The following is a 26,415-nucleotide window of genomic DNA, read 5'->3' as shown; positions in this document are numbered from 1 at the left end:
ATGAGACGCGTGTGGCCGCTGACTGTCCGGGGAACCGGAGCGCTGGTCCTTGCGATCGCATGCTTCATCGTCGCCAACGAGGCGGGTCTCGCCGAGCTGATGTACTTCGGCATCCTGCTGCTGGCCGTCGTCGCGGCGAGCGTCGCATCGCTGTACGTGGGCCGTCGCACCGACGCGGTCACCCGATCGCTCGTGCCCGACGTCGCCTCCGTCGGCCGCGACGCGCGCGTGTCAGTGCGGGTCGAGGTTCGCACCGCACTGCCGACGGCGCCGGGCACCTGGCGGGACACCGTGCCGAAAGGACTCCGCGGAAAGGCGGAGGGCGCCTTCCCGGCTCTCGGCTCGGGACTGCGCGGCGGCGAGCGCGGCGGCGTCCGCAGCATCGACCTCGTGTACACCCTCATCGGCGCACGGCGAGGTGTGCACTCCATCGGCCCGCTCACGGTGCGGTCGTCCGACCCGTTCGGGCTCGCCCGGCGCACAGTCGTCTTCAACCAGCGGACACCCGTCACCGTCGCACCGGCGGTCGTCGATCTGCCACCGCTGATCGACTACGCCGGGGCCACCGGAGGGATGCTGCACACCACGACGGATCAGCTGGGCCAGGGCGCCGACAACCTGGTCGCCCGCCCCTACGCCTCGGGCGACTCGATGCGCCGCATCCACTGGCGCGCGACCGCTCATCGCGACGAGCTGATGGTGCGGCAGGAGGAGCAGGAGTCCACTCCCGAGGCGACCGTCGTGCTCGACCGTGCGGCGCTGCGCTGGTCGCCCGAGGCGCTGCGAGCACCCGGCGCCGACCCGGGCTTCGAAGCCGGCGTCTCGGCCTGCGTGTCAGCGGTCGCCCGGCTCGTGCACGACGGATACGCCGTCGAGGTCCTCGATTCCGAGGGCACCGTGCTCGTCGACCGCATCGAAGGCGGCGACATGACCGACGTGGACGCGATGCTGGTCCAGTTCGCGACCGTGACGGCCCACCGTGACGACGCCCTCCCCCGGCTGTCGCGGCTGTTCGCCGGACTGTCGACCGGGCCGATCGTGGTGATCGTCGGCCGGCTCGATCCCGCCGACGCGGTCGCGCTGGGGCCGGTCGCCCACCACAGCACGCTGCCCATCCTCCTCACCGCAGGCCCCGTCGGCGACGCACTCGACATCGCCGCAGACCACGGCTGGCACGTCGCCTCCATCGGCCCCGACCGCGACCTCGCCATCGCGTGGGCCAACGCGATCGGCCGCGGGGTGCATCATGTCCTCGGCTGAGTCGGCGCGGCCCGGCCGCGGACGCGGCGGCGAGCGGCTGCTCACGATCTCGATCCTGGCGGCGCTCCTGGCGGCGCTGCTGCCCGTGGTGCGGGTCATCGACCCCGGCTGGTGGCTCATCGGCGCGCTCCTGCTGGCGGCGATGATCCTGGCGGCGGGCTATACCGCGCGCCGGTACCGCCTCCCCGCGGTCGCGGTCACGCTCATCGAGGCGGCCGTCTGGGCCGTGTTCATGACCCTGGTGTTCCTGCGGGACACCGCGCTGCTGTGGGCGATCCCGACGCTCGACACGATCCGCGCCGTGCCGCTGCTGGTCGAATCCGCGATGGAGGAGATCACGGTCGGCGCCGCCCCGCTCGAGCCCACGTTGTCGCTGGCGTTCATCGTAGTCGGGGCGATGGGGCTGCTCACGATCGTCGTCGACCACGTCGTCGTGACGGCGCGGATGCCGCTCCTCGCCTCCGTGGGAATCGTCGCGGTGTCACTCATCCCCGCGATCGCGGCGCCGAGCGACGTCGATGTGATCGGCTTCGTGTTCCTCGCGATCACGATCCTCTTCCTCATCCGGTCCGAGACGCGCTCGCGCGAGAAGCCGCTGGAGCGCGAGGCGGAGCGCACCGCGGGCGTTCCCGCCACGGCGCTCGGCATCGGCGCGATCGCCATCGTCGTAGCGGTGGTCGCCACCCCGGTGCTGCCCCAGCCGGGCGCACGTGCGGGAACCGGCCTCGGCCCCGGGCCGGGGATCGACGCCACGCTGCAGCTCGGCGACGACCTGCGCCGTCCGCAGGACGCCGAGGTGCTGCGCCTGCGGACGAATGCTCCGTCGGTGCCGTACCTGCGTGCGACGACGCTCTCCCGCTTCGAGGGCGGGGTGTGGTCGCCGGATCGTGCGCAGACCATCTCGCTCGACGCGGACAGGGCCTTCGGGGCGGTCGACGCCGACGATGACATCCGGGTGACGGACTACTCGGCGAAGGTCGACATCATCAACCTCGACTCGCCGTGGGCCCCGGTGCCCTACCCGGCGATCGGCATCGACGGTCTGAGCGCCGGCTTGTGGGGCGCCGTCCCTTACAACCACACGGTCGCCTCCACGAACAGCTCGACCCAGGGACAGTCGTACGAGGTCGCCTACGCCCCCGCGCGGCCTTCGCTCGAGCAGGTGCGCGCCGCAACGGCGGTGGGAGCGCAGGTGCGCGACGAGACCACGGAGCTGCCCACCGACATCCCTCCGGTGATCGGAGAGCTCGCCCTGCAGATGACAGCGGAAGCCACCACCGACTACGACCGGCTGACGGCGCTGCAGCGCTGGTTCCGCGGCGGCGAGTTCTTGTACTCGCTGGATTCTCCCGTCGAGGAGGGCTTCGACGGCAGCGGCGCCGATGCCGTGGCCCGGTTCCTCGAGGTGCGCGAGGGCTACTGCGTCCACTTCGCATCGGCGTTCGCCCTCATGGCCCGGACGCTGCACATGCCGTCGCGGATCGTCGTCGGCTATCTGCCCGGCACGCCCACGACGCAGAGCATCGACGGACAGCCCGTCTTCTCGGTGTACAGCTCGCAACTGCACGCATGGCCCGAGGTGTATTTCGAAGGCATCGGCTGGATCCCGTTCGAGCCGACGTCGGGTCTCGGCGTGCCGACGACCTTCTCGTCCGAGGCCACGCTGCCCGGCCAGCCCACCGACCCGGATGCCGCCACCCCGCAGACCGGCGCCACGCCGACGGCACCGGGCGACCAGGCTCAGATCGACCTCGAGGAGCAGCGCGAGAACGCGGCGGGCGGAGCATCGGAGAACGGCCTCGACCCGCTGCCGATCCTGGGCGTGGTGGCGGCGGTGATCGTGCTCCTCTCGCTCCCCTTCCTCATCCGCGAACTGCGTCGTCGCACGCAGGACGCGGCCGCTCGAGGCGGTGACGCCGCCGCTGCGTGGCAGTCCGTCCAGGAGGCGGCGATCGACGTCGGCATCACGGTTCCCGCCAGCGAGACCCCTCGCGCGTTCGCACGCCGGCTGGTCGAGCAGCACGGCGCACCGGCATCCGAGATGAACACGGTCGTCCTCGCCATCGAGCGCGCCAGCTACTCGCGCGCCGGCAACCGTTCGCAGTGGATGGGGGATGCCGCCGCCGACGCCGCAGGTTCCGTGAGGGTCGCGCTGCTGGCGTCGGTGCCGCCGTCACGGCGGATCCTGGCGCTGCTCGCCCCGCGATCGCTCATCATCCGTCCGGGCAGCGTCTATGCGGGAAGCGCGCCGGTTCGGGCACGGTAGCCGCGCAGGGTAGGATGGTCGACGGCCCTCCGGGGCCTCCTGGAGGATTCGCCTAGTGGCCTATGGCGCACGCTTGGAAAGCGTGTTGGGTGCAAGCCCTCGGGGGTTCGAATCCCCCATCCTCCGCACCTGCGATCCCAGTGTTTTCAAGGGATCGCGACCCGTTCGAAATCTCGTGGCACAGTTATCGTGCACTTGGGTCGCGCGCTGCTTGTGATTCCGCCGATCTCGACCCCGCTGATGCGCCGGTTGCGACGTGACTGCCTCGTTTCACGACCGGCGCGAGAAGCCTCTGCTGTCGCCGCGCTCGACGCCATCGGAACCAAGACGAACGCCTCAGTAAGATCGTGACCTCCGAGGGCGTGAACGACTGACCATGTGGTCGACGGATCGTGCGATGGGTCGGTGGCCCGCGGTTCATGCGGCTGCGAGGCAGTGGGTTGTATGGTGACCGTAGGAGTGCCGGGAAGCCTGGTCGGCGATCGTTTCGTCGATTGGACTTGCTGATGCGCGTACTCATCCTCACCTTCGGCACCCGTGGCGACGTCGAGCCGTTCGCCGCCCTCGCTCAGCGCCTGACCGCGGCCGGACACACCGCGGTGCTGGCCGCCCCGGAACCGTACCGTGAGACGGTTGCGGCCGACGTCGGCTTCGAGCCGATGGCGACCGAGATGGACCGAGTGATGCGCGCCGGCATGACACGGTTGCGTGGCCCCGCCCACGCTCTGACCCTCGCCCGAGAGATGGCGCAAGGCATGCGCGTCTCCCTCCAGGAGCAGTGGTTGGGCATGCTGCGTCCCGATGAGGGTGAGGTCCGGGTCGGCGGGATGGCGCTGGCCGACCTGCCTCCGCGAGCGTGGGCGGGGGTCGGCCACCTTGTCGAACAGGCGGTCGCCTACGGGGAGCTGGACGTGCGCAGCAATCTGCGTCTGTCGGCCCGGCTGCACGGCGCGACGCCGGTCGAAGCCACGGCGATGGTGGAGTCGGTGATCGCTGAACTCGACCTGACGCGGTACGGGCGCGTTCGCGCACGCCGGCTGTCCCTGGGCAATCGCCAACGAGTCGGATTGGCGGCCGCTCTCCAGCACGACCCGCGACTCATCATCCTCGACGAGCCAACCAACGCGCTCGACCCGGCCGGCGTGATCCTGCTTCGCGGGGCGCTGCTCCGCCGCGCACAGTCCGGCGCCGGCGTGGTCGTCTCCAGCCACCACCTCGACGAGGTGGCGCGCATCGCCGACCGGATCAGCGTCATGAACGACAGCCGCATCATCGGAGCACTCGATCCCGCCACGGTCGACCTCGAGCGGGCATTCTTCTCACTGGTCCACGCCGATGACCTCTCACGGCGGCCGGAATGAACGCCCTCGGGGTAGCCGTGTCGGTCGAAGCCCGCAAGGCCGTCGCCTCGCGCGTCGTTCCATGGACATCCGGGATCCTCATCCTCGGGCTCGCGGCGCTCACAGGCGGGTTGCTGGCGGCCGCAGCCGCTGGCGACGAGCGAGTGCTTGCCCGACTCGGACCGCTCGCAGACACACACGGCTGGACATTGCTGGTCGGCACAGCGGCGCAGATCCTCGCCGCAGGAGGATTCGGCGCCTGTGGCATCCTCATCGCCTGGCTCTATGGCCGCGAGTTCGCCGACGGCACCGTCGCCGGTCTGTTCGCCCTCCCCGTTCCGCGTTCGTCCCTCGCGGTCGGCAAGCTGCTCGTCTTTCTCGGGTGGGCGACCGTCATGGCGTTGGTGCTCACCGCCATGCTCGGCCTGATCGGAACCGCGGCCGGTCTACCCTCGACCGACCCCGATGGGACGCTGCAACTCCTCAGGATCCCGCTGCTCACCCTTCTGACCGCGTGCCTCGCGGTCCCGGCCGGCTGGGTGGCAAGCGTCGCACGCAGCATCCTGGCCGGCATCGCCGCCACCATCGTGCTCCTGATCGTGGCGCAGGTCTGCGCCGTGCTCGGCGTGGGCGCCTGGGTTCCGCTCATCGCCCCCGCGCTCTGGGCGATCGCCCCGGACACCGTGCCGTGGCCTTCGCTGCTGGGCGTCGTCACCGTCCCGATCGTGTTCGGCGCAGCGACCGCTCTCACGTGGGCGCAGATGCAACTCGACCGCTGAACGCGGCTCACCCGACCCTGCGACTCCGGTCGGGTCAGGGGCCGCTGTTCCGGCGACCGGCCGCTCGCCGCACGAAACCGAAGATCAGAGTGCCGACGAAGAGGATGACGCCGATGATCCCCAGCCAGAGCAGCCCCTCGAGAGCGAACCCCACGACGGCGAGGATCGCCCACACCACGAGGAGGATCACGATCACCGTCAGCATGACCTCAGATTACTCCTCGCCAGTAGGCGTGTGGGGGGCACGGTGGTCCGGCGACGTCGAAACGCTCACGGATGGAGAGAGGCGATCACTTCATCGATCCCGATCGAGAAGATGCGGATGCGGTCATCGCCGACGCCGACCGGAATCCACAGGGTTCCCCGATGTGCGATAGCGCCGCACGAGTAGACGACCCGCGGCACGTAGCCGTCGCGCAGCATGCTCACGGGCTGCAGAAGTGGCTCGCGTGACCGTCCCACCACGCGAGACGGGTCATCGAGATCGAGCAGGATCGCGCCAAGCGAATATGTGCGCAATGGCCCGACTCCGTGCGTGAGGACCAGCCATCCGCTCTCCGTCTCGATGGGCGCGCCGCAGTTTCCGAGCTGAACGAGCTCCCACAGTTCGGTAGGGCGATGAACGATGCCCGCGTCGTCCCAGATGACGCCGTCGATCGACGTCGCGAGGGAGATGTTCTCGCCGTCGGTGCGGCTGAGGGCGAGGTGAAGATCCCCGACGAGCCGCGGAAAGAGCGCCATCCCCTTGTTGTGGGCGCCGCTGCCGGTCAGGCGGTGGATCGTGAACTCGCGGAGATCCGGCGATGTGATCAGGCGAGGCGCGATGTCGTGGCCGTCGTACGCGGTGTAGGTCGCGCGATAGCCGGTGACCGCGTCGGCACCGGTGAAGTGGACGAACCGCGCGTCTTCCATGCCGTGGTTCTCCTCGGCGTCGACGGGCAGAAGCATCCGTCCACTCAGGGGCGAGTCGGGCGGGAAATCGGCCCGGTATGCGGACGCCGCCATGTCGCGCATCGCCTGCGTCGGCCAGCGGCTGTCGGGACGGGTCGAGAGCTGGTCCGGGAGCTCCAGGAGGGCGTACTCCAGCTCGGCCACGCTGAACCTCTCGGGGAGATTGCTGAGCACCGCGCTGGCCAGATCGGTGAGGTGGCCTTCATGCTCGAGCGCGCGGCCGAAGTGCTGTCGAGACCACTCGGCACCCCGCACGAGGGGAAGCGTCAGCGGCGTCGCGCGTTCCTCGAATGTCCAGCCATCATCGGCGTCGATCACTGCTTCGGCGAACCCGATGGACGAGACGTGCCCTTCTCCGATGCAGCGCAAGGCGATGGCCACCCGCAGCTCGTTCGGACCGAGTCCGTCCTGCGAGGGATGCTCGACGGCGCTGGGGTTGCAGAGGGCCGCCCCCTCGACGGCATACTCCGCCGTGAAGGCCGCCCCCAGCACCGCTCGCTGAGTATCCGTGAGAGCCGCGGGGCCCACGATGCGGCTGGCGACAGCTCGAGCATTCGCGGCCAGCAGATCGGCGACACCCGCATGCCTGGCCGAGAGCTCCCCGACAACGTGTGCCGCCATCCGCTCGGTCAGTGCGGCAGGTCCCGCGAGCACTCGGGCGATGATCTGTGCAACGCGCGAATGCGACGAGCGCAGTCCCTCGCCGGGGAGGAAGAATCTGGCCACCACACGGGTCGGATCGTGATCGAGGCTCGCAGGATGCTCGCGAATGGTCACGGCGCCACCCGTTCCAACACTCCGAGGCGGGCAGCCTGCTGGTAGGTGCCGAGGGCCGCGAGTGTGGACTCTGCCCCTTGGTTCTCGTTGCGCCCGCCTGCCTCCAGTCCGTCGAAGCCCGCTCCCGACTCGAGATCGATCATGGGTGTGAGGGCGTCGTTGTCGCCCGTGAACCACGCCCACGCCGCCGCGACACCGTCGCGCCACGAAGGATCCGCGGTGAGGGCGAAAGCACGGGCGCACGCGTCCGCGATGGCGGCCACCTCGATGGGCTGCTGATCGAATTGAACCGACCGCTGAGCGGGGCTGCGGCCGCTGACCCCCGTCACCGACAGGTGGCCGTCACGTGTCTCGACATCCACCAGGAACCGCAGCATCGCGAGTCCGCGAGCCACGATCCGAGGATCGTCCATAGCCGCACCCCCGGCGAGAAGGGCCTCGGGGAGCGCCGCGTTGGCGTAGCGCAGGCGCGGTTCGGGCCAGGGCCAGCGGGGGTCGGACGGGACCGCGATCGAAGCAACCCCGTCCCGCAGCAAGGCGCGGGCGGAGAGGTCGTCGGGGTCGGCGCCGAGCACGTCTGCCGCTCCCAGCGTCGCGAACGCCATCGCCCGCCCGTGCGGTGATCTCGAAGACGCGGCGCGGTGGAACGCGATCCGGGCGCGCGAGCGATCCGATGCGGTCGGGAGTTCGACGGATGCCGCGCCGAGGGCGCGCAGCGCGCGACCCCACCAATCGCCGAGCCCGGCATCGTCCGTCCACTCGCCTCCGGCAGCCATGCGGTTGTGCACCTGGCCGTCGACGTCGACAGCGGCCTCGAGGAACCGGAGACATGTGCTGACGAGCCGATCAAGTTCCGCAGTGCGCTCGGACTCACGCAGCAGAACGACGAGCGCGCGCGAGACGTCGTCGACGCAGTAGCCGTGATCGCGGCGGGGCATATCCAGGAGCGCGTGCTCGAAGAGGCCGTGCCCATCTGACATTGCCAGGAGGTGGGCGAAGGTGGGCGCGCCCGACGCGCTCTGGTCGGTTGCGTGACCGGTCATGCCGCGATCGCCACCATACGGCCGGCCAGTGCGCGGTACTGCTCGGCGACCGCGGGCCACGAGGCATCCTGCGTGTCGCGCAGCGCAGCGTCGTGCATCCGCTGCGCCGTCGCCTCCGCCCCGAGGATCGTCCGGATGGCCTCTGACATCGACTGCGGGTCCTGATGCCGAGCGATCAGCCCCGCTCCCCTGCCCAGCAGCTCGACGGCGTGCGGGAAGCCTGTCGCCACGACGGGGATCCCCGCGGCCACCGCCTCGATCAGCACACCGGACGTCGCCTGGTCGCGAGAGTCGTAGGGCAGCAGAACGACGTCGGCCCGGGCCACGTGCTCGGCGAGCTGCGAGTCGTCGAGGTAACGGTCATCGAGTGTGACGACGTCGGCCAGATCGAGGTCGTCGATCAGCCGCTGCAGTGCTTCGCGGTAGCGCTCTCCGTCGCGCGCGACCACCTTGGGATGGGTCTGACCAGCGATGACATACGTCACCGGCGTGCCGGCATCCTGCAACTGGGCCAAGGCGCGGATGCCCCACTCGATCCCCTTGCCGGGCGAGATGAGTCCCCACGTGAGGACGCGCTTCGACCCGCCATCCTTCGTCACGCGAGCTTCATGTGACAGGGGCACGCCATGGGGGATGACCCGGACTTTCGATCTCTTGACGCTGTACGTGCGCAGCAGGATCTCGCTGGCGTTGTCGGTCATCACGACGACGTTCGCGGCCAGTTTGCACACCGTGTCGAGGACGACCCGCTGGTGGGCGGTCGGCTCGGACAGCACCGTGTGGAGGACGACGATCGCCGGCGTGTTCAGCGATCGGAGCAACGGGATGATCTCGTCGCCGTCCGGGCCCCCGTAGATCCCGTACTCGTGCTGAACGATCGCGACGTCGCACTCGTCGAGCGCACGGACGGCCGCCCGCAAGGTGACCCGGTTGCGTGCAACCAGCTCCACCGTGCTCGGGATCCGGCCGGTCTCTTCGGCGCCGCGATGGCTGTCCATCACGTCGAGCACCCGGACGATCGTGGGCGTGTGCGGCTCGCCTGCGGCGAGCGCACCGGCAAGCGCCTCCGTGAACGTGGCGAGACCGCAGCGGGTGGGCGGATAAGTGGAGAGAAAACCGAAGCGGGTCATGTGACCATCTCTGTCGGCCCGGCGTCTGTCGACCCCGGGGACTCGAGACGTCTGCCGACGGCATCCCTCGTGGAACTGCGCCAGCGTCGCCGCGGTCCGGTTTACGCGACCGGTGAGCATGGCTGCGCTTTGATTCGCACCCTACACCACCCTCATGTGCGGCTTCGGGGCGAGGCGAGGACCAGCTCGTAGACCTCGAGGTAGCCATCCACCATGCGCTCGACGTCGAACCGCTCGCGGGCCCTGGCGCGGACGGTGCCGCGATCGAGCGCCACTGCGCTGGCGACGCGGTCGACGGCCGCGGCGACATCGTCGACGACGAAGCCTGTGACGCCTTCGTCGATGATCTCGGGCATCGACCCGCGCCGGTACGCCACGACGGGAGTGCCGCACGCCATGGCCTCTACGACCGACAGCCCGAACGGCTCGTCGAAGTGGATGGGATGCAGCAGCACCGCAGCCGATGTCAGCACGTCTGCGCGCTCGGCCGGGCCCACCGATCCGCGGTATACGACTCTGTCGCCGTCGATGTGGGGTTCGATCCGCTGCGCGAAGTACGCGGCGTCCTGGACGATCCCGCAGATCACAAGCCGACGTCCTGCGCGCGCGGCGATCTCGATCGCGTCGGCGATGCCCTTGTCGGGGTGTATGCGCCCGAACACGACGAGGTCGTCGCCCGTCGCCGCCGAGCTGTCGAGTTCGACCATGTCGATGCCGTGGTGGACCGTCGCGACGTAGTCGAGGCCAGGTGAGCGATCGGCATCCGAGATCGAGACGAAGGCGGATGCCGACCGTTCGTAGGCCGGCAGGATCGCGTCACCCGAGAAGCCGTGGATCGTCGTCACCATCGGTGCCGCCCACTGGGCACCGAACACGAGCGGCAGCCAATCGAGCTGGTTGTGCACGATGTCGAACTCGGCGGACCGCTCCATCGCGCGGGCGACATGCAGCGCCTCCCACACCCGGCCATCCATCTGCGGATCTTCGGCGTAGCCGTGCGGTGCCACGAACTCGAGCGCCGCGGCCGTCTCGGAGTCGGCGGTCGCGAACAGCGTGACATCGACGCCCCTGCGCACCAGCCCCTCGGTCAAGAGGCTGGTGACGCGCTCCCACGGTCCGTAGTGGCGCGGCGGTGTGCGCCACGCGATCGGACCCAGCATGGCCACCTTCACGGTGACCGCTCGGTGGCGTGTGCCGGATTCATGCCGCCTTCTGCCTCGATCATGAGGGGAGGTTACGCCTGCGCCGACCGGGCGAAGCGACGCAGAGCCGGTCAATCCCCGAGTGCGCGTGTCGGCAGGAGCCAGCGGACGCAACGAACCGCGAGCAAGAGGCGACTCCTCAAGCGGCGGGCTGCGAGATGGCGCCGGTCAGTGCGGACAGCCGCGTGACACCGATCGGCTCCTCTGCGAGCAGCGGGACGATCGCGACCCGATCCGCCAGCGCGCGCACGTGCGCGATCTGCGCAATCTCGTGGCGGGCACGCGTGCGCAGAAAGGCCGACTCCGGGTGCGCCGCGGCGATCGAGTTGTTCACGACCCATGCCCACGGATGGATGCCGGCCCGCTCGAGGTCATCCCGCAGACCGACGGCTTCCAGAACGGGGGTCGGCTCGGCGAGTGTGACGACGAGGATCTTGGTCTGCGCCGGATCCTGGAGGCGCATCAGCGGTGTCGAGTAGGTCAGGTGGGCCGGCCCCATCTGCCGCGCGATCTCGCGATGGTACGAGCCGGTCGCGTCCAGCAGCAGGAGTGTGTGCCCCGTCGGCGCGGTGTCCATCACGACGAACCGGCGTCGCGAGTCGTGCACCGCGCGGGAGAACTGCTGGAAGACCGCCACCTCCGCTGTGCACGGCGACATGAGATCCTCGGCGAGGGCGGCGCGCCCCAGCTTGTCCAGATCTCTTCCCTTCGTCGCCATCACGCGTGTTCGGTACTGCTCGAGAGCGTCGACAGGGTCTATCCGCGTCACCGTGAGGCCCTCGACCGCCTCGCCGACCGTCTCGGTGAGGTGGGCGGCCGGATCGGTGGTGGTCAGAAGCACCTCATGGCCACGCTGGGCCAGCGCGAGCGCCAGGGCCGCGGCGATAGTCGTCTTGCCGACGCCGCCCTTCCCCATGCACATCACGAGGCAACGACTGTCGCGCTCGATCTCGTCCACGAGCGCCGCCAAGGGGGCATCCGGCAGGTCGGGGACCGCCGCCCCATCGGCGGCCGGCGCATCTGCACGATCCGGTCCGAAGAACGCGCGGAGCGCGTCGAGACCGACGACGTTGCCCGCCTTCAACTCCAGGACATCGCGCGGCAGATCGGCGATCGTGGCTGGCACGGCCGACAACGCCGCCGCCTCGCGCGCGCGAACCGCCGACGCGATCGGCTCGTCGCCCGCTCGATCAGGAAGAACGCCGTTGATCACGACGAAGGCGTCGGTCATGCCGATCGCCGTCAGCTCGGAGAACGTGCGCTCGATCTCCGTCAGCGCGGACTGCTGAGGGCGGGCGACCAGAACCAGTCGGGTGCGGGCCGGGTCGGTGAGCGTCGCGACAGCGGCCGCATATGTCGCGCGCTGCCTCTCGAGGCCGGCGAGAGGTCCGAGGCATGAGGCGTCGCCGCCCGTGGAGAGGAACTCGGTCCATGAGCCGGGCAGTTGCAGCAGCCGGATCGTGTGGCCGGTGGGCGCCGTATCGAAGATGACGTGGTCGTAGTCTCCGTATTCGGAGTCGTCCGTGAGTAGTCGGGTGAACTCATCGAACGAAGCGATCTCGGTCGTGCAGGAGCCCGAAAGGCCCTCGGTGATCCCTGCGATCTCCATCTCCGGCAGGAGCCCGCGAATCGGTGCGATGATGCGCTCCCGGTAGGCCTCGACGGCTTGCTCCGGATCGATCTCCAAGCCCGCCAGTCCGGGCACCGACGGGATCATCGTGACGAGATTGCCGATCGTGATGCCGAACACCTGACCGAGATTAGATGCAGGATCGGTACTGACGAGCAACACCCGCCGCCCGTGGCTCGCCAGCTCAACGGCGGTCGCGCACGCGACCGAAGTCTTGCCCACGCCGCCCTTGCCTGTGAAGAACAGGAACCGTGGCGCGTTCTCGACGTATCTCATGATCGATACCCATCTTCCTCGCGCCCAACGAACGAGCCGGGTCCAAGGTCCCGCACGGCCGACGCGCCGGTCTGGCCGGCGCCGCTCCTGCCCCGCGGCGGTTCGAAGAGTCCGGAACGATCGCCCGGGCGGGACCTTCGGCCCAGCCGGGTCGCGATCGACGGGTCCACTCTGTCGACATGCTCACGTCGCGACCTGTCGCCGGCTTCCTCGTGCGTGTCACGCTCGCGCACGTCGTCACCTACTTCGCTGTCGGGCTGGTCGCGGCGACGGTCTTCAACTACGAGGAGCTGTTCGCCCAGCCGATCATCCGTGACTTCATGCGCCCGTTCGGTTCGGTCGCGGTGATCGTCGGTCCTCTCCTTCAGGTGGTGCGCGGACTCATCATCGCAGCGGTGCTCCTGCCATTCCGCTCGGTCCTGGTGGCACGACTCGGGTGGCTGTGGCTGTGGCTGCTCTTCATCGGGGTCGGAATCCTGTCCACACCCGCAGCGGCACCGGGCTCGCTGGAGGGGGCGGTGTACAGCCAGCTGCCGTGGTGGTATCACCTCATCGGCATGCCGGAGATGCTGGTGCAGACGTTGCTGTTCAGCGCCCTCACCGGTCTGATCGCGCGGCATCCCGACGGGGTCATGGCGGCCCTGCCTCCCGTCTTGGATCGGGTCGTCCGTGCCCTCGTCGTGACCTGCCTGTCGTTCATCGGCTATGCGGTCGTCTCGGTGATCTTCGCGCTCGCCTCGGGTGCCGCGGTGGGGTCGGCGGAGAACCTGTCGCCGGCGGTGCAAGGGGTGTTCGTCGCACCGTTCGTCGCTAACGGGGTCATCGCCTTCTTCGCGTCCGCGAACGGGTCGCGTGGGCGGGCTGCCGCGGCACTGATCTCCTACGCCTTCGGAGCCGTTGCCATCCTCGGCTACCAGGCGCTGGTCTTCGGAAGCGCGGGCCTTCTCTACGCGCTGGTCGCACCGGTCCTGCCGGCAGCGATCCTGTGGTTCGCCACATCTCGGGCGCCCCGCGAGGACCCGGCGTCGGTCGATGACGCCGAACGGTCGGTCAGCCGGCCCGGATCACTGCGTTGAGTCCTGACCGGTGAGCATGATCCGCCCGCGGCGAGCCGAGTCCCACGGCCGGCTCGAATACCGCCTCCGCGGTCTGAGAGGCTGACCCGTATGCGGTTCCTTCGATCGATGTGGACCTATCCGGTCATCACGGTGACCATCATCGTGCTGGGAAGCGTCCTCGCGCTCGAGGCGGCAGGCGAAGCCCAGCTCGCCCGCTGGACCGCCGTGGCCTGGGTCGGCGCGGTGGTCATCTGGACCCTCGTCGGCATGGTCCGCGACGTGCTGAAGGGCCACGTCGGGCTCGACATCCTGGCGGTGGTGGCGATGGTCGCGACCTTGGCGGTCGACGAGTACATCGCATCGCTCATCATCGTCCTGATGCTGTCGGGGGGCGAGGCGCTGGAGGACTTCGCGCAGCGGCGAGCCAAGCGCGACCTGACGGCGCTGCTGGATCGCTCGCCACGGATCGCACACATCGTCGAACGCGCCGCCGATGCGAGCCTACGGCAGGGCGAAGTGGTGGATGCCGCCGTCGACGACGTCGCCGTCGGCGACATCCTGCTCGTGCGGCCGGCAGAGATCGTTCCGGTGGACGGGGTGCTGCTGTCCGGAGACGGCGCCTTCGATGAGTCCTCACTGACCGGTGAGAGCCTGCCGGTCAGCAAGACGGCCGGCGACGAGGTCCTCTCCGGCGCCATCAACGGCACCCGGATCGTCCGCATCCGCGCCGCGCGTGGCAGTGCCGACAGCCAGTATCAGCAGATCGTCGCACTCGTGCGCAGCGCGCAGGAGTCTCGCGCGCCGGTGGTGCGGCTCGCCGATCGGTTCGCGATCCCCTTCACCGCCGTCTCGCTCGTGCTGGCCGCGACGGCGTGGGCGCTCTCGGGCGATCCGACCCGGTTCGCCGAGGTGCTCGTGCTGGCGACACCGTGCCCTCTCCTCATCGCGGCGCCCGTGGCGTTCCTCGGCGGTCTGTCACGCTCGGCCAAGGCCGGTGTGATCATGAAGGGCGGCGCGGTGATCGAGCAACTGGCCAGGGTGCGGTCGGCGGCCTTCGACAAGACCGGCACCCTCACACGGGGCAAGCCGACGCTGGCAGCGGTGCGCGCCGTCGATGGCTTCACCGCTGACGAACTCCTGCGGTTGTCAGCATCTGCCGAGCAGTATTCGACTCACGTGCTCGCCGACGGCATCCGCCAAGCCGCCGCCGAGCGGGGGCTCGACCTCGTCGCGGCCGAGGACGCGAGCGAAGTCGCGACGAACGGTGTGACCGCCCGCATGCACGGACGGACCATCGTCGTCGGCAAGCCCGCCTATGTCTCATCGATCGCCCCGGACACGCACCGGACCGTGCTGGCCCCAGGGCAGGCTGCGGCCTACGTCGCGGTGGACGGGCGGTACGCGGGAGCGATCGTGCTCGCCGACGAACCCCGACCCGAATCGCGGGCAGTCATCCAATGGCTGCGAAGCAACGGGGTGGAGCGGATCACGATTCTCACCGGGGACGCCCACAGCACAGCCCAGTCGATCGGGGAGGCGGTCGGCATCGACGAGATCCACGCGGAACTGCTTCCGGGCGAGAAGGTGCGTCTGGCGGCGGAGCTGAGCCCCGGTCCGGTGATGATGGTGGGCGATGGAGTGAACGACGCGCCGGTGCTGGCAGCCGCCGACATCGGCATCGCCATGGGGGCGAAAGGCGCGACCGCGGCGGGGGATGCCGCAGACGTGGTGATCCTCGTCGACTCGGTCGCGAAGGTCGTCGACGCCATCTCGATCGCCCGGCACACGCTGCGGGTCGCGCTCACCGCGATCTGGATCGGAATCGGGCTGAGCATCGGCCTCATGATCGTCGCGATGACCGGTGTCATCCCCGCCGTGGCGGGGGCGCTCATCCAAGAACTCGTCGACCTGGCGACCATCCTGTACGCACTGCGCGCCTTGCGCGGGCCTGTGAGCGAGGTCCCCGCAGGCGTCGCGGCGGCACCCGGGACGCCGGGTCAGTGAAAGCGCCGATGCCTGGCCGTCCAGGAGAGGTAGGCACCGAGTGCCCCGATCGCCCCCAGCCCGGCACCGACCATCGTGCCGCGCCAGGAGCCCCATCGCCGGTCGGACGACACCAGCCCGCCGATGCCGCTGATCAGGGCGGCGCCGATCATGCCGGCGACGAGCCGGTTCCCGATCCTCTCCGCCCGCCCGACAAGCGGCTCGAGTTCGGCCGCGCGCAGGTGCACCTGGATACCGGTGGTGTCTGCGGCATCCACGAGCCGGCGGAGGATGCTCGGGAGGTCGAGTGCGAGCTCGCCGACGTCGATCGAAGCCCTCGCGAGGCGCTTGGCGATGGCGGAGGCTCGCAGCCGCTCCCAGGAGAGGTGTTCGGCGTAGGGCCCGAGCGCTTCGCCGAGGCGGAAGTCGGGGTCGAGCCGCATGGCGAGCGCTTCGATGAGCAGCAGCGCCTTGAAGAGCAGCATCATCTCGCGGGGCAGCCGAACGCGGTTGGTGCGGAGAAGGGTGAACAGGTCCGCCATCATCGGGGCGAACGGGGTCTGCCGGACAGAGCGCAGCTGGTACCGGGCGACGAACGGACGCAGATCATCGCGCAGCGTCAACCGGTCGACGGACGCCCCGGTCACCGAGACGTCGATCAGGGCTGATGCGAGGAGCTCGGCGTCACCGCGGACCATCGCGATGAAGAGGCGGCTCAGGTGTCCTCGCAGCTCCTCGCCGATCACCCCGACCATGCCGAAGTCGATGAGCGCGATCGCGCCGTCAGGATGGATGAAGAGGTTCCCGGGATGCAGGTCCGCGTGAAAGAACCGATCCTCGAAGATCATCTTCAGGACGATGTCCGCGCCCCGCCGGGCGACGAGGTTGCGGTCGACGTGGGCGTCATCGAGGGCGCCGACATCGGCGACATTCATCCCCTCCATCCGCTCGAGAGTGAGGACTCGCGATGTGGTGTGCTCCCAGTAGACGCGCGGGATGATGACGGAGGGGTCCTCCTTGAAGTCGCGAGCGAATCGCTCGGCGTTCCGGCCCTCCTCGAGGTAGTCGAGCTCCGCACGGATGGTCGCGACGAATTCGTCGACCATCGCGACGACATCGACGTCGCGAGCGAACTGCCATGTTCGGGTGGCCCGGGACGCGAGGTTCTGCAGTATCTCCAGATCGGTCTGCACGAGCGAGACCGCGTCTGGTCTACGGACCTTCACGACCACCGGCGTTCCGTCCGCAAGGGTCGCCGCATGCGCTTGGCCGATCGACGCCGATGCCAGTGGCTGGTCCTCGAATGACGCGAAGACCTGCTCAGGCGGGGCGCCCAGCTCACTGCTGATCACCTCGCGGATCAGATCCACCGGTATAGGCGGTGCGGCATCCTGCAGCTTTGCGAGTTCGGTGACGAAGGCGGGCGGAAGCAGATCCGATCTCGTGGAGAGGAGCTGTCCGAGCTTGATGAAAGTCGGGCCCAGCTCTTCGAGCGCGGCCCGGAGGTGAATGGGCGCCTCCGCGGTGAGCTCCCTCAGCGCGCTCCCGGCGCCGCCCCGCGCACCCCGGAAGGCCCGATCGAGTCCAAGAAGGCCCCACAGGACCCCGAGGCCGTGACGACGCAGTGCAGAGCCGATCTGGCGATACCGACCGACGTGAGTCCGCTCGGGAGTGTCCTGCTGGTCCCCGCTCATGGATCCGACCCTACGCGCCGATGAAGTCGCATCGACCGGCACGAGGTGGGAGCGCTTCGGTGCCATGTGCGGCCGCAGAGCGTGGGACCTTCGACCCGAAGACGTTCGGCGCGACCGCGGGAGAGTGAGACGAACAAGGAGGCAACATGTCCACCACCTCACCCCCGGCCGCAACTGCCGGAGAAGCACTCGCCCCTCAGACGGCGATGGCGTCCGACCGATCGTTCATCGCGACATGGATGTTCTCGTGGCTGCTGGGCTTTCTCGGCGTCGATCGTTTCTATCTCGGCAAGGTGGGCACCGGGGTTCTGAAGCTCCTGACGCTCGGGGGCCTCGGCATCTGGTGGCTCATCGATCTCATCCTCACGCTGGCCGGCGTGCAGCGCGACAAGGATGGGCGTCTGCTGCCCGACTTCGAACAGCACAAGATGATCGCGTGGATCATCACGGCGGCCGGGTTCGGTCTCTGGATTCTCACTGCCGCGATCTCTCGCGTGTTCATGTACGTGCCTGAGCAAGTCTGGCCGATGATGCCCTGGTGGCGCGGCTAGCGGCCGAGGCACCGTTCCGCGCACGCGTGTGGCGTGTGTCGTCCGCACCTTCAATGGGGGCGATGATCGATCGCCTGCGGCCACCTACGTGGTCAGCCGGATGAGTTCCTGCGCCATCCCTTCAGCGAAGGCGGAGCCAGGGATGCTCGCTGCGTCGACGTGGATCCCGCACCACAGCCGGCCCTCGTACGACAACGCAGCGACGCCTGATCTGACGTTCGCGGCCAGCACTGCAACCGGCCAGATCGCCGCGACCGGAGCCCCGCAGAGGCGCAGGGTTCCGCTGGGACCGGGGACGTTGGTGACGAATCCGGCCACGAGGCGCTGTCGCCGGCCGATGACGTCCATGATGCGCGCGCCGACCGGGCCACGCATGAGCTCGAGCGTGCCCTGCGCCCTGGCCCGGGGCTTCTCGCGACGCGTCTGCCCGGCGATGAGCCGCAGGCGATGGTCGGCGTCGGTCTCGTCGAGCGGCAGGCGCACGAGCATCACCCCCACCTGATTCGCGGAACCTTCGTGTCTCGTCAGCGCAACCGGGACCGAGACCGGGAGCGACTTCGGAATCGGTTCGCTCAGTGCAGTCAGCGCGGCCCGATAGCCCGCCGCTACAGCGTCGAGGAGAGCATCGTTCACGGTGCCGCCGAGCGGACGCACATGCGAGGTCAGCGAACCGAGGCCGACATCAAGGAACCTGACGCCGTGAAGGGCGCTGCGCGGACCGAGGAGCGCGGTCTGCCCGACGCCGTGATTGATGACGGTCACGAGAGTCCGCTGAAGCCCCACGGCCATCCGCTGCGATCTCTGGGCGAGACTGGGGCCCGGCGCCGCCGGGCGGGTCGCAGACGGCACGGGCGCGGGCGCGCGCTGCGCATCTTCCTGGAAGAGCGTCCGGGCGATGGCGACCGCCGACATCCCGTCCGCGATCGCGTGATGGATGCGCAACACGATTCCGAGCCCGTCCGTCGTCGCCCCCGGCACGACGAGGAGTTCCCACAGCGGCCGGTCCCGCGGCAGCGGCACACACATCAGGCCGGCGCAGACCTGCTCGAGTCCGCCGACCCCGCGCACAGCCGGAATCGCGCGAACGTGGTGTTCGAGGTCGGGCGCGAGTTCCGCCCAGGCATGCCGACGACCCACCGGCACAGCGACGCGGCAAAGCTGCGGAAGCGTCTCGATGCGTTCACTCAGCCCTCGGCGCAACATCGGCATGTCGGGCAGCCCGTCGGCCCCCACGAACCCTCCGGGGCGCACAAGTCCGGCGACCAGGAACACGTTGACCTGCCCGGCGTGGTCCAACGTGAAGTTCGCCTCGTCCACCGCGGCAAGCCGTGCTCGGGTGACCATACCCCGATGTTCGTCGCCGGGGCCACGAGATCAGGGACGAAGGTCCCTTCGATCTCGAGCGGCAGACGGTCCGGCGTCCGCGCGGAGAAGGGGGAATATCCTTTCCTCGCCGGGGCCGATCTCGAACTCCGTCCCCTCGACGACGATTCGGACGGGTGCCGCGTGCCCCTCCACGGAGACGATGTGCAGCTCGGCCTGCGTGACGGTCACGCTGAGCGCCAGATCCCGGTACGTGAGATGAAAACTCACCGCATTGATCTCGACGGGCAGCAGGGGATGGAACCAGAGACGAATCGTCGTCACCCTGCCCTCGCGGTCGCGCACGGTGATGTTCCGGGTCAGGATGCCGTGGCGAACGTCGAGCTCCTGACGGAACTCGAGCAGATCCGCATCCGCGAAGGAGTCGATGTCGAACCAGCCGTCGTCCGCGAGACGGAACTGCAGACGCAGCCAGTTCGGCGCATTCACCACCTCTTCGCCGGGCATCTCCACTCCATCGACGATCCCGTCGACCTCGTCGTAGACACCGGCGAAGTAGGTGCCGGGATAGTGCACGTCGTCCGCGACCGACTCCTCCGATGCCCCCCGCGTGCCCCAGTAGCCATTGGCGAGCGTGCAGAGCGACTCGCGCCGCCCCTCCTGCGCCGGCTCGTACTCCTCGAAGGCGACCACCCAGGTGTCGACATCCGCAAGCTCGTCGGGCTGTCGGATGCCGCAGGAGCGTTCACCGTGGCGGCCAGACCCTGCCATGGCCCCACCGTACGCGGCTCGGCCCGCGCCCGGTGGGACCAACGACCCTGCCGGATAGCGGGCAGCGCCACCGCGGCCGGTTGCCTGCACGGCCGGCGGTACGAGTTCGCGTGCTGAGCTGACCAGACGAGGCGCGGGACCTTCGGCACTACCGGGCCGCCCCGCCGACCACGCACCGTGGAGTCATGTTCATGCAGCTGTGGGTCGATTCGATAGAGGCATCCCGATGATCGGCCGACCGCACGTACGCCGACTCCTCACCGTGGTCCTCACAGCCGGCGTCCTCATGCTCGGCACCGGCGGCGCGGCCGTCACCGGCAGTCCCTCACCGCATTCCGACGCTGTCGCGGCAGCGACCGGGGACGATCGCGAAGGCCCTCAGTTCTACTCCGGCGTGGTGATCGATGTCTCCGGAGCGATCGAAGGCGACGTGTACGCCTCGGGCCAGACTGTCACCGTCAGCGGCGATGTGACCGGCGACGTGATCGCTGCGGCGCAGACCATCACGATCACCGGCACGGTGGAGGGAGATGTGCGCCTGGCCGGCCAGGATGTCTCGATCACGGGCGAGGTCTCTCGAAGCGGGACGGTCTTCGCCGCGAACTTCACGCTGGGCGACACCGGATCGTTCGGCGCCGACGTGGTCGCCGCTGCGGGAAGCATCGGCATCGCCGGTGACGTCGGCGGCGATGTCGTGGTCAGCGTCGGCAGTCTCGTCATCGACGGATCGGTCGACGGAAGCCTGACGTATGTGAGTGGCGATGACGCGGAGATCGCAGAAGGCGCGGTGGACGGGACCGTGACACGCGTCGAACCTCCGCAAACACCCCGGGTCGAAGTCTCCCCCTGGGCGGTCTTCGTCGGCTGGTTCCTCGGAGTGTTCTACGCGCTCGTCGCGCTCAGCCTCATCACACTGTTCGCCGGTCTGCTCTTCCCACGCTGGCTGCATCGCGTCACCGACCATCTGTGGCCATCGCCATGGAAGGCCCTGCTCGTGGGGTTCGTCTCGGCCATCGCCGTGCCCGTCGCGCTGCTGTTCTTGACCTTCACGATCATCGGCGCCCCGCTGGCGCTGGCCGGCGCGCTGGTGTGGACGGTGATGGTTCTGTCGACCTTCGTCTACAGCGCGTACTACGTCGGGCGCCTTGTGTTCCGCGACAGGCAGCATCCTGTGGTCATGTCGCTCGTCGGTGGCGTGATCCTCATCGTCGCGCTGCAGATCCCGTGGCTGAACATCGTGGTCTGGCTCGCGATGGTGTTCTTCGGATTGGGCGCCCAGCTGCTCGAACTTCATCGTCAACGGCCATGGCGGCGAGCACCAGCGACGAGCCGCGAGGTTCCCGCGGGATCTGATCCCATCGAGGAGAGGCAACAATGACCGAAAGCCGCCGTAGCACTCAGGTCGTGCAACAGACGGGGCCGTCGGCGGTGTTCTTTCTGCTCGCCTTCATCGGGGCTGCCGTCTACTTCGTCTCACGTTCCGACGGTTCGTTCTGGGGCGTCGTGCTCGGCATACTGCAGGCGATGGTGTGGCCCGCGTACGCGACCTATCACGCGCTGGATCTCCTGGGGGCCTGAGCCGCGTCGACGTCAGGCCACCTCGACGTAGACGTCAAGGACACCTCGGCCATCAGGCACTCCGGCCAGGGGCCGGAGCAGCTCGAGACGGTTCCCGTCGACTAATCGTTCCGGTCGTGGTGCGACCGCGGGAGAGCCAGGCGTTCGCGGATCGGCCCACCGGCGCTGCTCACGTCCGCGGAGGATGCGAGGGGATCAGATCGGGACGGTCACTCCGCGGCGGCTCCGGCGGTTCCGGCTCCTCGTCCGCAACTCGAGCAACGGGCCGGGGGGCGGTCGGCGCGATCGCGTCGCGATGCGCGAATCGGCGCCCACTGACAGTCGTCGCAGTGACCTTGAGAACATGCTGCTTGTGCCGGGGGCTCTGCGTCATCAGCCGTCCGACACCGCTGCGTTCGATCTCGACTTCGTCCCGCACCAGAGCGGCCGCTCCTCTCACCACGACACTCCACCAGCCTTCGTCGCTCTCGCCATCGACCTCGAAGGCTGCGAAGGGGTGTGCGGTGATCGAAACGACCTTCACGTCGGGCGCCGTACGGATGTAGACCGCGCCCTCGAACGGCACGAAGTTGACCGGGAAGATGTCGGGCATGCCGTCGCTCCCGGTGACCGCGAGACGGCCGACCGCCGCGGTCTCGAGAAGATCCCAGCATTCGGATGTCCGCAGGAGCGCGCTGCCTGCCGCTGTGCGTCCCATGAGGTCTCCTTTCGTCTTCGCCCATTGCACACGGGAATCCGCGGTCGGGTCGGGCCGAAGGTCCCTCGGTGCGCGGTGCGCTTGGTCGCCCTCCTCAAGGATGCTCGCTGGAGCGGTGACGGTCAGGGGCTGGTGTTCCGTCGGACGGCGGGACGCGACCAGCGTCGGCCGTGGCCGTCGAGCCTTCCTCCTGCGAATCAGTCCGGGAGGAGCTCGGCGAGGAGGCGCTCGACGCGATCTCGGATCTCGTCGCGTACGCGCCGCACCCCCTGCAGATCGAGGCCGGCGGGGTCCTCCAGCTGCCAGTCCAGGTACCGCTTGCCCGGGTAGAGCGGACACGCGTCTCCGCAGCCCATCGTGATCACCGCGTCAGCCGCCCGCACCACATCATCCGTCAGTGGCTTCGGGAACTCGTCGGTGACGTCGAGATCCACCTCGGCGAGCGCGAGTGCCACCTCGGGCAGGATGCGCTCCCCCGGCTGCGACCCCGCCGATCTGACGTGGACCCGATCTCCGGCGAGATGACGGGTCAGCGCGGCGGCCATCTGCGACCGGCCCGAGTTCTGCACGCAGACGAACAGCACTTCGGGGACCGGCTTCGCGATGAGCCCCTTGGACTGGGCGAGTGCGGTCAACCGATCGCGTGCGAACTTCTCTGCGAGGCTCGGCAGGTGGGTCCTGACGGCCGCGGTGCGCGCCAGAGCGGTGTACGACTCGAAGACGACGCGCTCGACGGTCTCCTCGCCGACCATGCCCGTGAACTGCTGGGTCAGACGCTCGGCCGCGCGGTGGAGCACGGCATCAGGCGACAGCAGCGCGCTCTGACCCGGTGCGCCGGTCATGCGGCACCGCGCGCTGGCAGGATCTCGGCGAGCAGCGCCTCCACACGACCGCGGATCTCGTCGCGGATCGGACGCACGGCCTCGATCCCCTGACCTGCCGGGTCGTCCAGTTCCCAGTCCTCGTAGCGCTTGCCGGGGAAGATCGGGCAGGCGTCACCGCAGCCCATCGTGATCACGACATCGGACTCCCTCACTGCGTCGACGGTGAGCACCTGGGGGGTGTTGCCGGCGATGTCGATCCCCTCCTCCGCCATCGCCTCGACGGCGACCGGGTTGATGGCATCCTTGGGCGCTGATCCTGCAGACAGCACCTCGACGTCGTCGCCGCCGAGGGCACGGAGGTAGCCGGCGGCCATCTGGGAGCGACCCGCGTTGTGCACGCAGACGAACAGGACGGTGGGCTTCTCGGTCACGGTGTTCTCGCTTTCTCTCTCGCAAGAAGCATAGACCAGTGTCTATCTATTCGACGAGGGCCGCAGATGAACTCTCGGCGACGAGTTCGGTGAGAAGCGCGCGTACGCGGCGGTCGATGTCGTCCCTGATGACGCGGATCTGTTCGGGCGACTTGCCGACGGGATCCTCCAGCTGCCAGTCGACGTAGCGCCGGCCGGGGTAGATCGGGCAGGCGTCGCCGCAGCCCATTGTGACGACGACATCGGCGCCGCGCACCGCTTCGTCGGTGAGCGGCTTGGGGAACTCGTCTCCGAGCGGGACGCCGATCTCGTCGAGGGTGCCCACGATGGCGTTGCGCACATCTCCTGCCGGCTCGGATCCTGCAGTCCTGACCAGCACGCGATCACCCGCGAGCTGACGAAGGATCCCGGCCGCGATCTGCGATCGGCCCGCGTTCTGCACGCAAACGAACAGGACGGAGGGAACGGCACCGGGGATCCCCTGAGAACGCTTCAGCGCATCGAGGCGCGCGGCGGCGAACGCAGCCGTGCGACTCGCCAGCATCGGTGACCGCGACCGGCCGGCGAGCAGTTCGTAGCTCTCCACGACCTTGGCGCGAACGGTCTCCGGACCGAAGACGCCACGATATCTGAGAGTGAGATCCGTCGCGATGCGCTCGAGGTCGGGGTGCGGCGCCGGTCGCGCAGCCTCGCCGAGGAGGGCGTCGACGCGGCCCGCGAATTCCGGAGCGATCGAGTACCAGACGCGACGCCCGTCGGGCTCGCGCACGACGATGCCCTCGTCGTGCAGCGACTTCATGTGGTGGCTGATGGTCGGCTGCCGCAGCTCCAGCGCCTCCGCGAGACGACTCACCAGAGCTCTCCCGTCCGCGGAATCGCGAATCAGCCTAAGGATGCGGGCCCGCGTAGGATCGCCCAGCGACGTAAGGCTCCCCGACTGATCCATAGACAGCAGTCTATCTGCCGCCCGTGGCAGACGATTCAGTCAGTTTCGACCACAGCGCTCCGGCGCTCGATCAGCAGCGTGTCGCGCCAGGCACCGGCGTGGGGGCCGGCCCCGGAGCGTGCGATCCGCTCACGTCGTCCGACGACCCGGAAGCCGGTGACCTCGTGAAGCCGCAGGCTGGCGCCGTTCTCGGGGAAGATGCTCGACTGGATCGTCCACACCCCCGATGCCTCCGCTGCAGAGATGAACGCTTCCAGCAGGATGCGGCCGACGCCCTGGCCGCGCGCGCCGCGGTCGATGTAGACGGAGTGCTCCACGACACCGCGATAGGCCGGACGCGACGAGACCGCCGACCCCGCGATCCAGCCCACGACGACGCCGTCCGCGTCGACAGCCACGAACCGCAACCCGCGAAGCTTGCCCGCATCGAACGCCTCCCACGTCGGCGTTGCGGTCTCGAACGTCGCCTCGCCGTCCTCGATCCCCTGTTCGTAGATCGCCTCGATGGCCGGCCATTCCCCCGGAACCATCTCGCGCACGCCGATCATCAGCAGCATCCACCCCCGTTGCCGGCGTCGGTCGAGCAGACGCCTGTCGCCGGAAGGACCAGCTCGACGTTCGAGGCGGATGCCGCGTCACCCGCGAGCCAGGCGGTCACCGAGCGCACCTGCTCGTAGCCGGTCGCCAGCAGGAAGGTCGGCGCACGGCCGTAAGACTTCATGCCGACGACGAAGAATCCCTGCTCGGGGTGAGTCAGCTCGCGAAAGCCATGCGGCTCGACGGTGCCGCAGGAGTGGACGTTCGGATCGATCAGCGGCGCCAGTCGCCGGGGCGCCTCGACGATCTCGTCGAGATCGAGGCGGATCTCACGCAGCATGTCGAGGTTCGGACGGAACCCCGTCGCATTGACCACCACGTCGGTTGCGTGGGCGACAACCTCGCCACGACGATGGCCTACCAGCTCGACGCCGGCCGCTCTGCGGCGGCCGCGGATGATCTCGAAGCCGTCGAGCACCGCGATCCGGCCGTCGGCGACCGCCCGGTCGACTCTGCTGCCCAGCCGGGCGCGGTCGGCGAGCTCGTCATCGGCAGAAGAGGACACGCGGACGGCTTGGGCGTTGCGGATCAGCCACGTGATGGTCGTGCCCGGCTCCTGCCGCGCGAGTTCGGCGAGCGCGAGGAGGGTGTTCGCGGCGGAGTGGCCGGCGCCGACGACCGTCGTGTGGCGGCCGGCGAACGTCGCGCGGTCGCGCCCGAGCACATCGGGGAGCGCCGGCGTCACCGCATCGGCGATCTCGGCCATGCCGAGCAGCTCCAGCCCGCTCGACGACAGCGGGTTGGGTGAGAGATAGGTGCCGGAGGCATCGATGACGGCGCGGGCCGGAACGTCTTCGACCTCGCCGTACGCGGTGCGGATGCGCACGGCGAACGGGGTGGCGGCGCGCGACCGGGTGCGCGTGCGATCCATGCCCTCGCGCGTGACGCCGATCACTTCGACGCCGAGGCGCACGCGCGAGGCGATCTCATCGACCTCCGCCAGGGGCGCCGCGTACTTCTCCACCAGTTCCGCGCCATTCGGGGCGCGCTCGGGATCGGGCAGCTCCCACCCGCGCTCCTCCAGCAGGCGACGGGATGCCGGGTCGACGAGGTGCTTCCACGGTGAGAAGAGACGCGTGTGGCCCCACGAGCGTACGCTGGCCGCGACCTCCGCTCCCGCTTCGAAGACGATGAAGTCGATACCGCGTTCGACGAGGTTCGCGGCGGCTGCCAGCCCGATCGGGCCGGCGCCGATGATGGCGACAGGGAGCGTCGAGAGCCGATCGGCTTCGGCCGCGCGAGGTGTCAGGTCAAGCAGAGTCACAGCATCCTCCAACGGATATCGATGAGCGTCGATACTGATTGTGA

At 69.1% G+C, this 26,415-nt stretch carries 24 protein-coding genes and 1 tRNA gene; 10 read left to right on the top strand and 15 right to left on the bottom strand.

All coding sequences use genetic code 11. The annotated features are described in order from the left end of the window. The 5 genes from ACI3KX_RS10390 (at window position 1) to ACI3KX_RS10370 (ending at window position 5,645) form a co-directional block, all read left to right on the top strand. Window positions 1-1,260 (top strand): DUF58 domain-containing protein, encoded by a 1,260-nt coding sequence (locus tag ACI3KX_RS10390; protein ID WP_404909653.1) that lies wholly within the window; start codon window positions 1-3, stop codon window positions 1,258-1,260. Continuing rightward, entirely contained in the window at window positions 1,247-3,526 is a 2,280-nt protein-coding gene (locus ACI3KX_RS10385; RefSeq protein WP_404909652.1) for a DUF3488 and DUF4129 domain-containing transglutaminase family protein, read from the top strand. Before ACI3KX_RS10390 ends, ACI3KX_RS10385 begins: the two co-directional genes overlap by 14 nt. 41 nt (window positions 3,527-3,567) lie before the next feature. Next, window positions 3,568-3,652 (top strand) — tRNA-Ser (locus ACI3KX_RS10380). Window positions 3,653-3,945: 293 nt separating this feature from the next. Then, window positions 3,946-4,887, top strand: coding sequence for an ATP-binding cassette domain-containing protein (locus ACI3KX_RS10375; protein ID WP_404909651.1), 942 nt, complete (start codon window positions 3,946-3,948; stop codon window positions 4,885-4,887). Next, entirely contained in the window at window positions 4,884-5,645 is a 762-nt protein-coding gene (locus ACI3KX_RS10370; protein ID WP_404909650.1) for an ABC transporter permease, read from the top strand. The genes ACI3KX_RS10375 and ACI3KX_RS10370 overlap by 4 nt, the downstream gene beginning before the upstream one ends. Before the next feature lie 34 nt (window positions 5,646-5,679). On the opposite strand, the gene ACI3KX_RS10365 is transcribed toward ACI3KX_RS10370, so the two are convergent. From ACI3KX_RS10365 to arsA, 6 genes are all read right to left on the bottom strand, one after another. Continuing rightward, the gene (locus ACI3KX_RS10365; protein WP_363353798.1) at window positions 5,680-5,850 is read right to left on the bottom strand and encodes a hypothetical protein; all 171 of its coding nucleotides are present in this window, start codon (window positions 5,848-5,850) and stop codon (window positions 5,680-5,682) included. A gap of 65 nt (window positions 5,851-5,915) precedes the next feature. After that, entirely contained in the window at window positions 5,916-7,373 is a 1,458-nt protein-coding gene (locus ACI3KX_RS10360; protein WP_404909649.1) for a glycosylase, read from the bottom strand. Next, window positions 7,370-8,416, bottom strand: a complete 1,047-nt coding sequence (locus ACI3KX_RS10355) for a glycosyltransferase (RefSeq protein ID WP_404909648.1) — start codon at window positions 8,414-8,416, stop codon at window positions 7,370-7,372. The genes ACI3KX_RS10360 and ACI3KX_RS10355 overlap by 4 nt, the downstream gene beginning before the upstream one ends. Beyond that, window positions 8,413-9,546: a glycosyltransferase gene (locus tag ACI3KX_RS10350; protein WP_404909647.1), complete on the bottom strand. Its 1,134-nt coding sequence runs from the start codon at window positions 9,544-9,546 to the stop codon at window positions 8,413-8,415. The genes ACI3KX_RS10355 and ACI3KX_RS10350 overlap by 4 nt, the downstream gene beginning before the upstream one ends. Before the next feature lie 152 nt (window positions 9,547-9,698). Beyond that, on the bottom strand, window positions 9,699-10,706 hold the full coding sequence (locus tag ACI3KX_RS10345; RefSeq protein WP_404909646.1) for a glycosyltransferase family 4 protein: 1,008 nt from the start codon (window positions 10,704-10,706) through the stop codon (window positions 9,699-9,701). A gap of 181 nt (window positions 10,707-10,887) precedes the next feature. Beyond that, window positions 10,888-12,654, bottom strand: a complete 1,767-nt coding sequence (gene arsA / locus ACI3KX_RS10340) for an arsenical pump-driving ATPase (RefSeq protein WP_404909645.1) — start codon at window positions 12,652-12,654, stop codon at window positions 10,888-10,890. A 179-nt stretch (window positions 12,655-12,833) separates the two neighbouring features. Between arsA and ACI3KX_RS10335 the strand changes: the two genes are divergently transcribed. Then, on the top strand, window positions 12,834-13,730 hold the full coding sequence (locus ACI3KX_RS10335; RefSeq protein ID WP_404909644.1) for a hypothetical protein: 897 nt from the start codon (window positions 12,834-12,836) through the stop codon (window positions 13,728-13,730). Between the two features lie 90 nt (window positions 13,731-13,820). Continuing rightward, complete coding sequence (locus tag ACI3KX_RS10330; RefSeq protein WP_404909643.1) at window positions 13,821-15,716, top strand: heavy metal translocating P-type ATPase; 1,896 nt, start codon at window positions 13,821-13,823, stop codon at window positions 15,714-15,716. On the opposite strand, the gene ACI3KX_RS10325 is transcribed toward ACI3KX_RS10330, so the two are convergent. Further along, a complete protein-coding gene (locus tag ACI3KX_RS10325; RefSeq protein ID WP_404909642.1) occupies window positions 15,710-17,389 on the bottom strand; it encodes an ABC1 kinase family protein in 1,680 nt (559 codons plus the stop codon). The two genes, ACI3KX_RS10330 and ACI3KX_RS10325, sit on opposite strands and share 7 nt — an antisense overlap. A 146-nt stretch (window positions 17,390-17,535) precedes the next feature. Here ACI3KX_RS10325 and ACI3KX_RS10320 point away from each other — a divergent pair, with 146 nt between their 5' ends. Next, window positions 17,536-17,940, top strand: a complete 405-nt coding sequence (locus tag ACI3KX_RS10320; RefSeq protein WP_349428308.1) for a TM2 domain-containing protein — start codon at window positions 17,536-17,538, stop codon at window positions 17,938-17,940. 84 nt (window positions 17,941-18,024) lie between these two features. Here ACI3KX_RS10320 and ACI3KX_RS10315 read toward each other — a convergent pair whose 3' ends face one another. Both ACI3KX_RS10315 and ACI3KX_RS10310 read right to left on the bottom strand, forming a co-directional pair. Beyond that, the gene (locus ACI3KX_RS10315) at window positions 18,025-19,284 is read right to left on the bottom strand and encodes a wax ester/triacylglycerol synthase domain-containing protein (RefSeq protein WP_404909641.1); all 1,260 of its coding nucleotides are present in this window, start codon (window positions 19,282-19,284) and stop codon (window positions 18,025-18,027) included. Window positions 19,285-19,314: 30 nt separating this feature from the next. Continuing rightward, a complete protein-coding gene (locus tag ACI3KX_RS10310; protein WP_404909640.1) occupies window positions 19,315-20,034 on the bottom strand; it encodes a glycosyl hydrolase family 65 protein in 720 nt (239 codons plus the stop codon). Between the two features lie 262 nt (window positions 20,035-20,296). Between ACI3KX_RS10310 and ACI3KX_RS10305 the strand changes: the two genes are divergently transcribed. Both ACI3KX_RS10305 and ACI3KX_RS10300 read left to right on the top strand, forming a co-directional pair. Continuing rightward, complete coding sequence (locus ACI3KX_RS10305; RefSeq protein WP_404909639.1) at window positions 20,297-21,412, top strand: hypothetical protein; 1,116 nt, start codon at window positions 20,297-20,299, stop codon at window positions 21,410-21,412. Beyond that, the gene (locus tag ACI3KX_RS10300; RefSeq protein ID WP_349428313.1) at window positions 21,409-21,612 is read left to right on the top strand and encodes a hypothetical protein; all 204 of its coding nucleotides are present in this window, start codon (window positions 21,409-21,411) and stop codon (window positions 21,610-21,612) included. Before ACI3KX_RS10305 ends, ACI3KX_RS10300 begins: the two co-directional genes overlap by 4 nt. A gap of 169 nt (window positions 21,613-21,781) precedes the next feature. Here the strand turns inward: ACI3KX_RS10300 and ACI3KX_RS10295 are convergent, their stop codons facing one another. The 6 genes from ACI3KX_RS10295 to ACI3KX_RS10270 all read right to left on the bottom strand — a co-directional run bounded on the left by ACI3KX_RS10295 (window position 21,782) and on the right by ACI3KX_RS10270 (window position 26,371). Next, on the bottom strand, window positions 21,782-22,309 hold the full coding sequence (locus ACI3KX_RS10295) for a pyridoxamine 5'-phosphate oxidase family protein (protein WP_404909638.1): 528 nt from the start codon (window positions 22,307-22,309) through the stop codon (window positions 21,782-21,784). Window positions 22,310-22,506: 197 nt separating this feature from the next. Continuing rightward, window positions 22,507-23,151, bottom strand: a complete 645-nt coding sequence (locus tag ACI3KX_RS10290; protein ID WP_349428317.1) for an arsenate reductase ArsC — start codon at window positions 23,149-23,151, stop codon at window positions 22,507-22,509. Beyond that, window positions 23,148-23,564: an arsenate reductase ArsC gene (locus ACI3KX_RS10285; RefSeq protein WP_349428318.1), complete on the bottom strand. Its 417-nt coding sequence runs from the start codon at window positions 23,562-23,564 to the stop codon at window positions 23,148-23,150. The genes ACI3KX_RS10290 and ACI3KX_RS10285 overlap by 4 nt, the downstream gene beginning before the upstream one ends. A 46-nt stretch (window positions 23,565-23,610) precedes the next feature. Next, the gene (locus ACI3KX_RS10280; RefSeq protein ID WP_404909637.1) at window positions 23,611-24,510 is read right to left on the bottom strand and encodes a metalloregulator ArsR/SmtB family transcription factor; all 900 of its coding nucleotides are present in this window, start codon (window positions 24,508-24,510) and stop codon (window positions 23,611-23,613) included. Between the two features lie 35 nt (window positions 24,511-24,545). Next, entirely contained in the window at window positions 24,546-25,058 is a 513-nt protein-coding gene (locus tag ACI3KX_RS10275; protein WP_404909666.1) for a GNAT family N-acetyltransferase, read from the bottom strand. Further along, on the bottom strand, window positions 25,058-26,371 hold the full coding sequence (locus tag ACI3KX_RS10270; protein WP_404909636.1) for an NAD(P)-binding domain-containing protein: 1,314 nt from the start codon (window positions 26,369-26,371) through the stop codon (window positions 25,058-25,060). Before ACI3KX_RS10270 ends, ACI3KX_RS10275 begins: the two co-directional genes overlap by 1 nt. Window positions 26,372-26,415: the final 44 nt, after the last annotated feature.

The sequence above is a fragment of the Microbacterium sp. ZW CA_36 genome (assembly GCF_044987475.1).
Classification (GTDB): Bacteria; Actinomycetota; Actinomycetes; order Actinomycetales; family Microbacteriaceae; genus Microbacterium.
The sequence above is the reverse complement of the archived record's forward strand: the minus strand, read 5'-3'. Positions and strand labels throughout refer to the sequence as shown.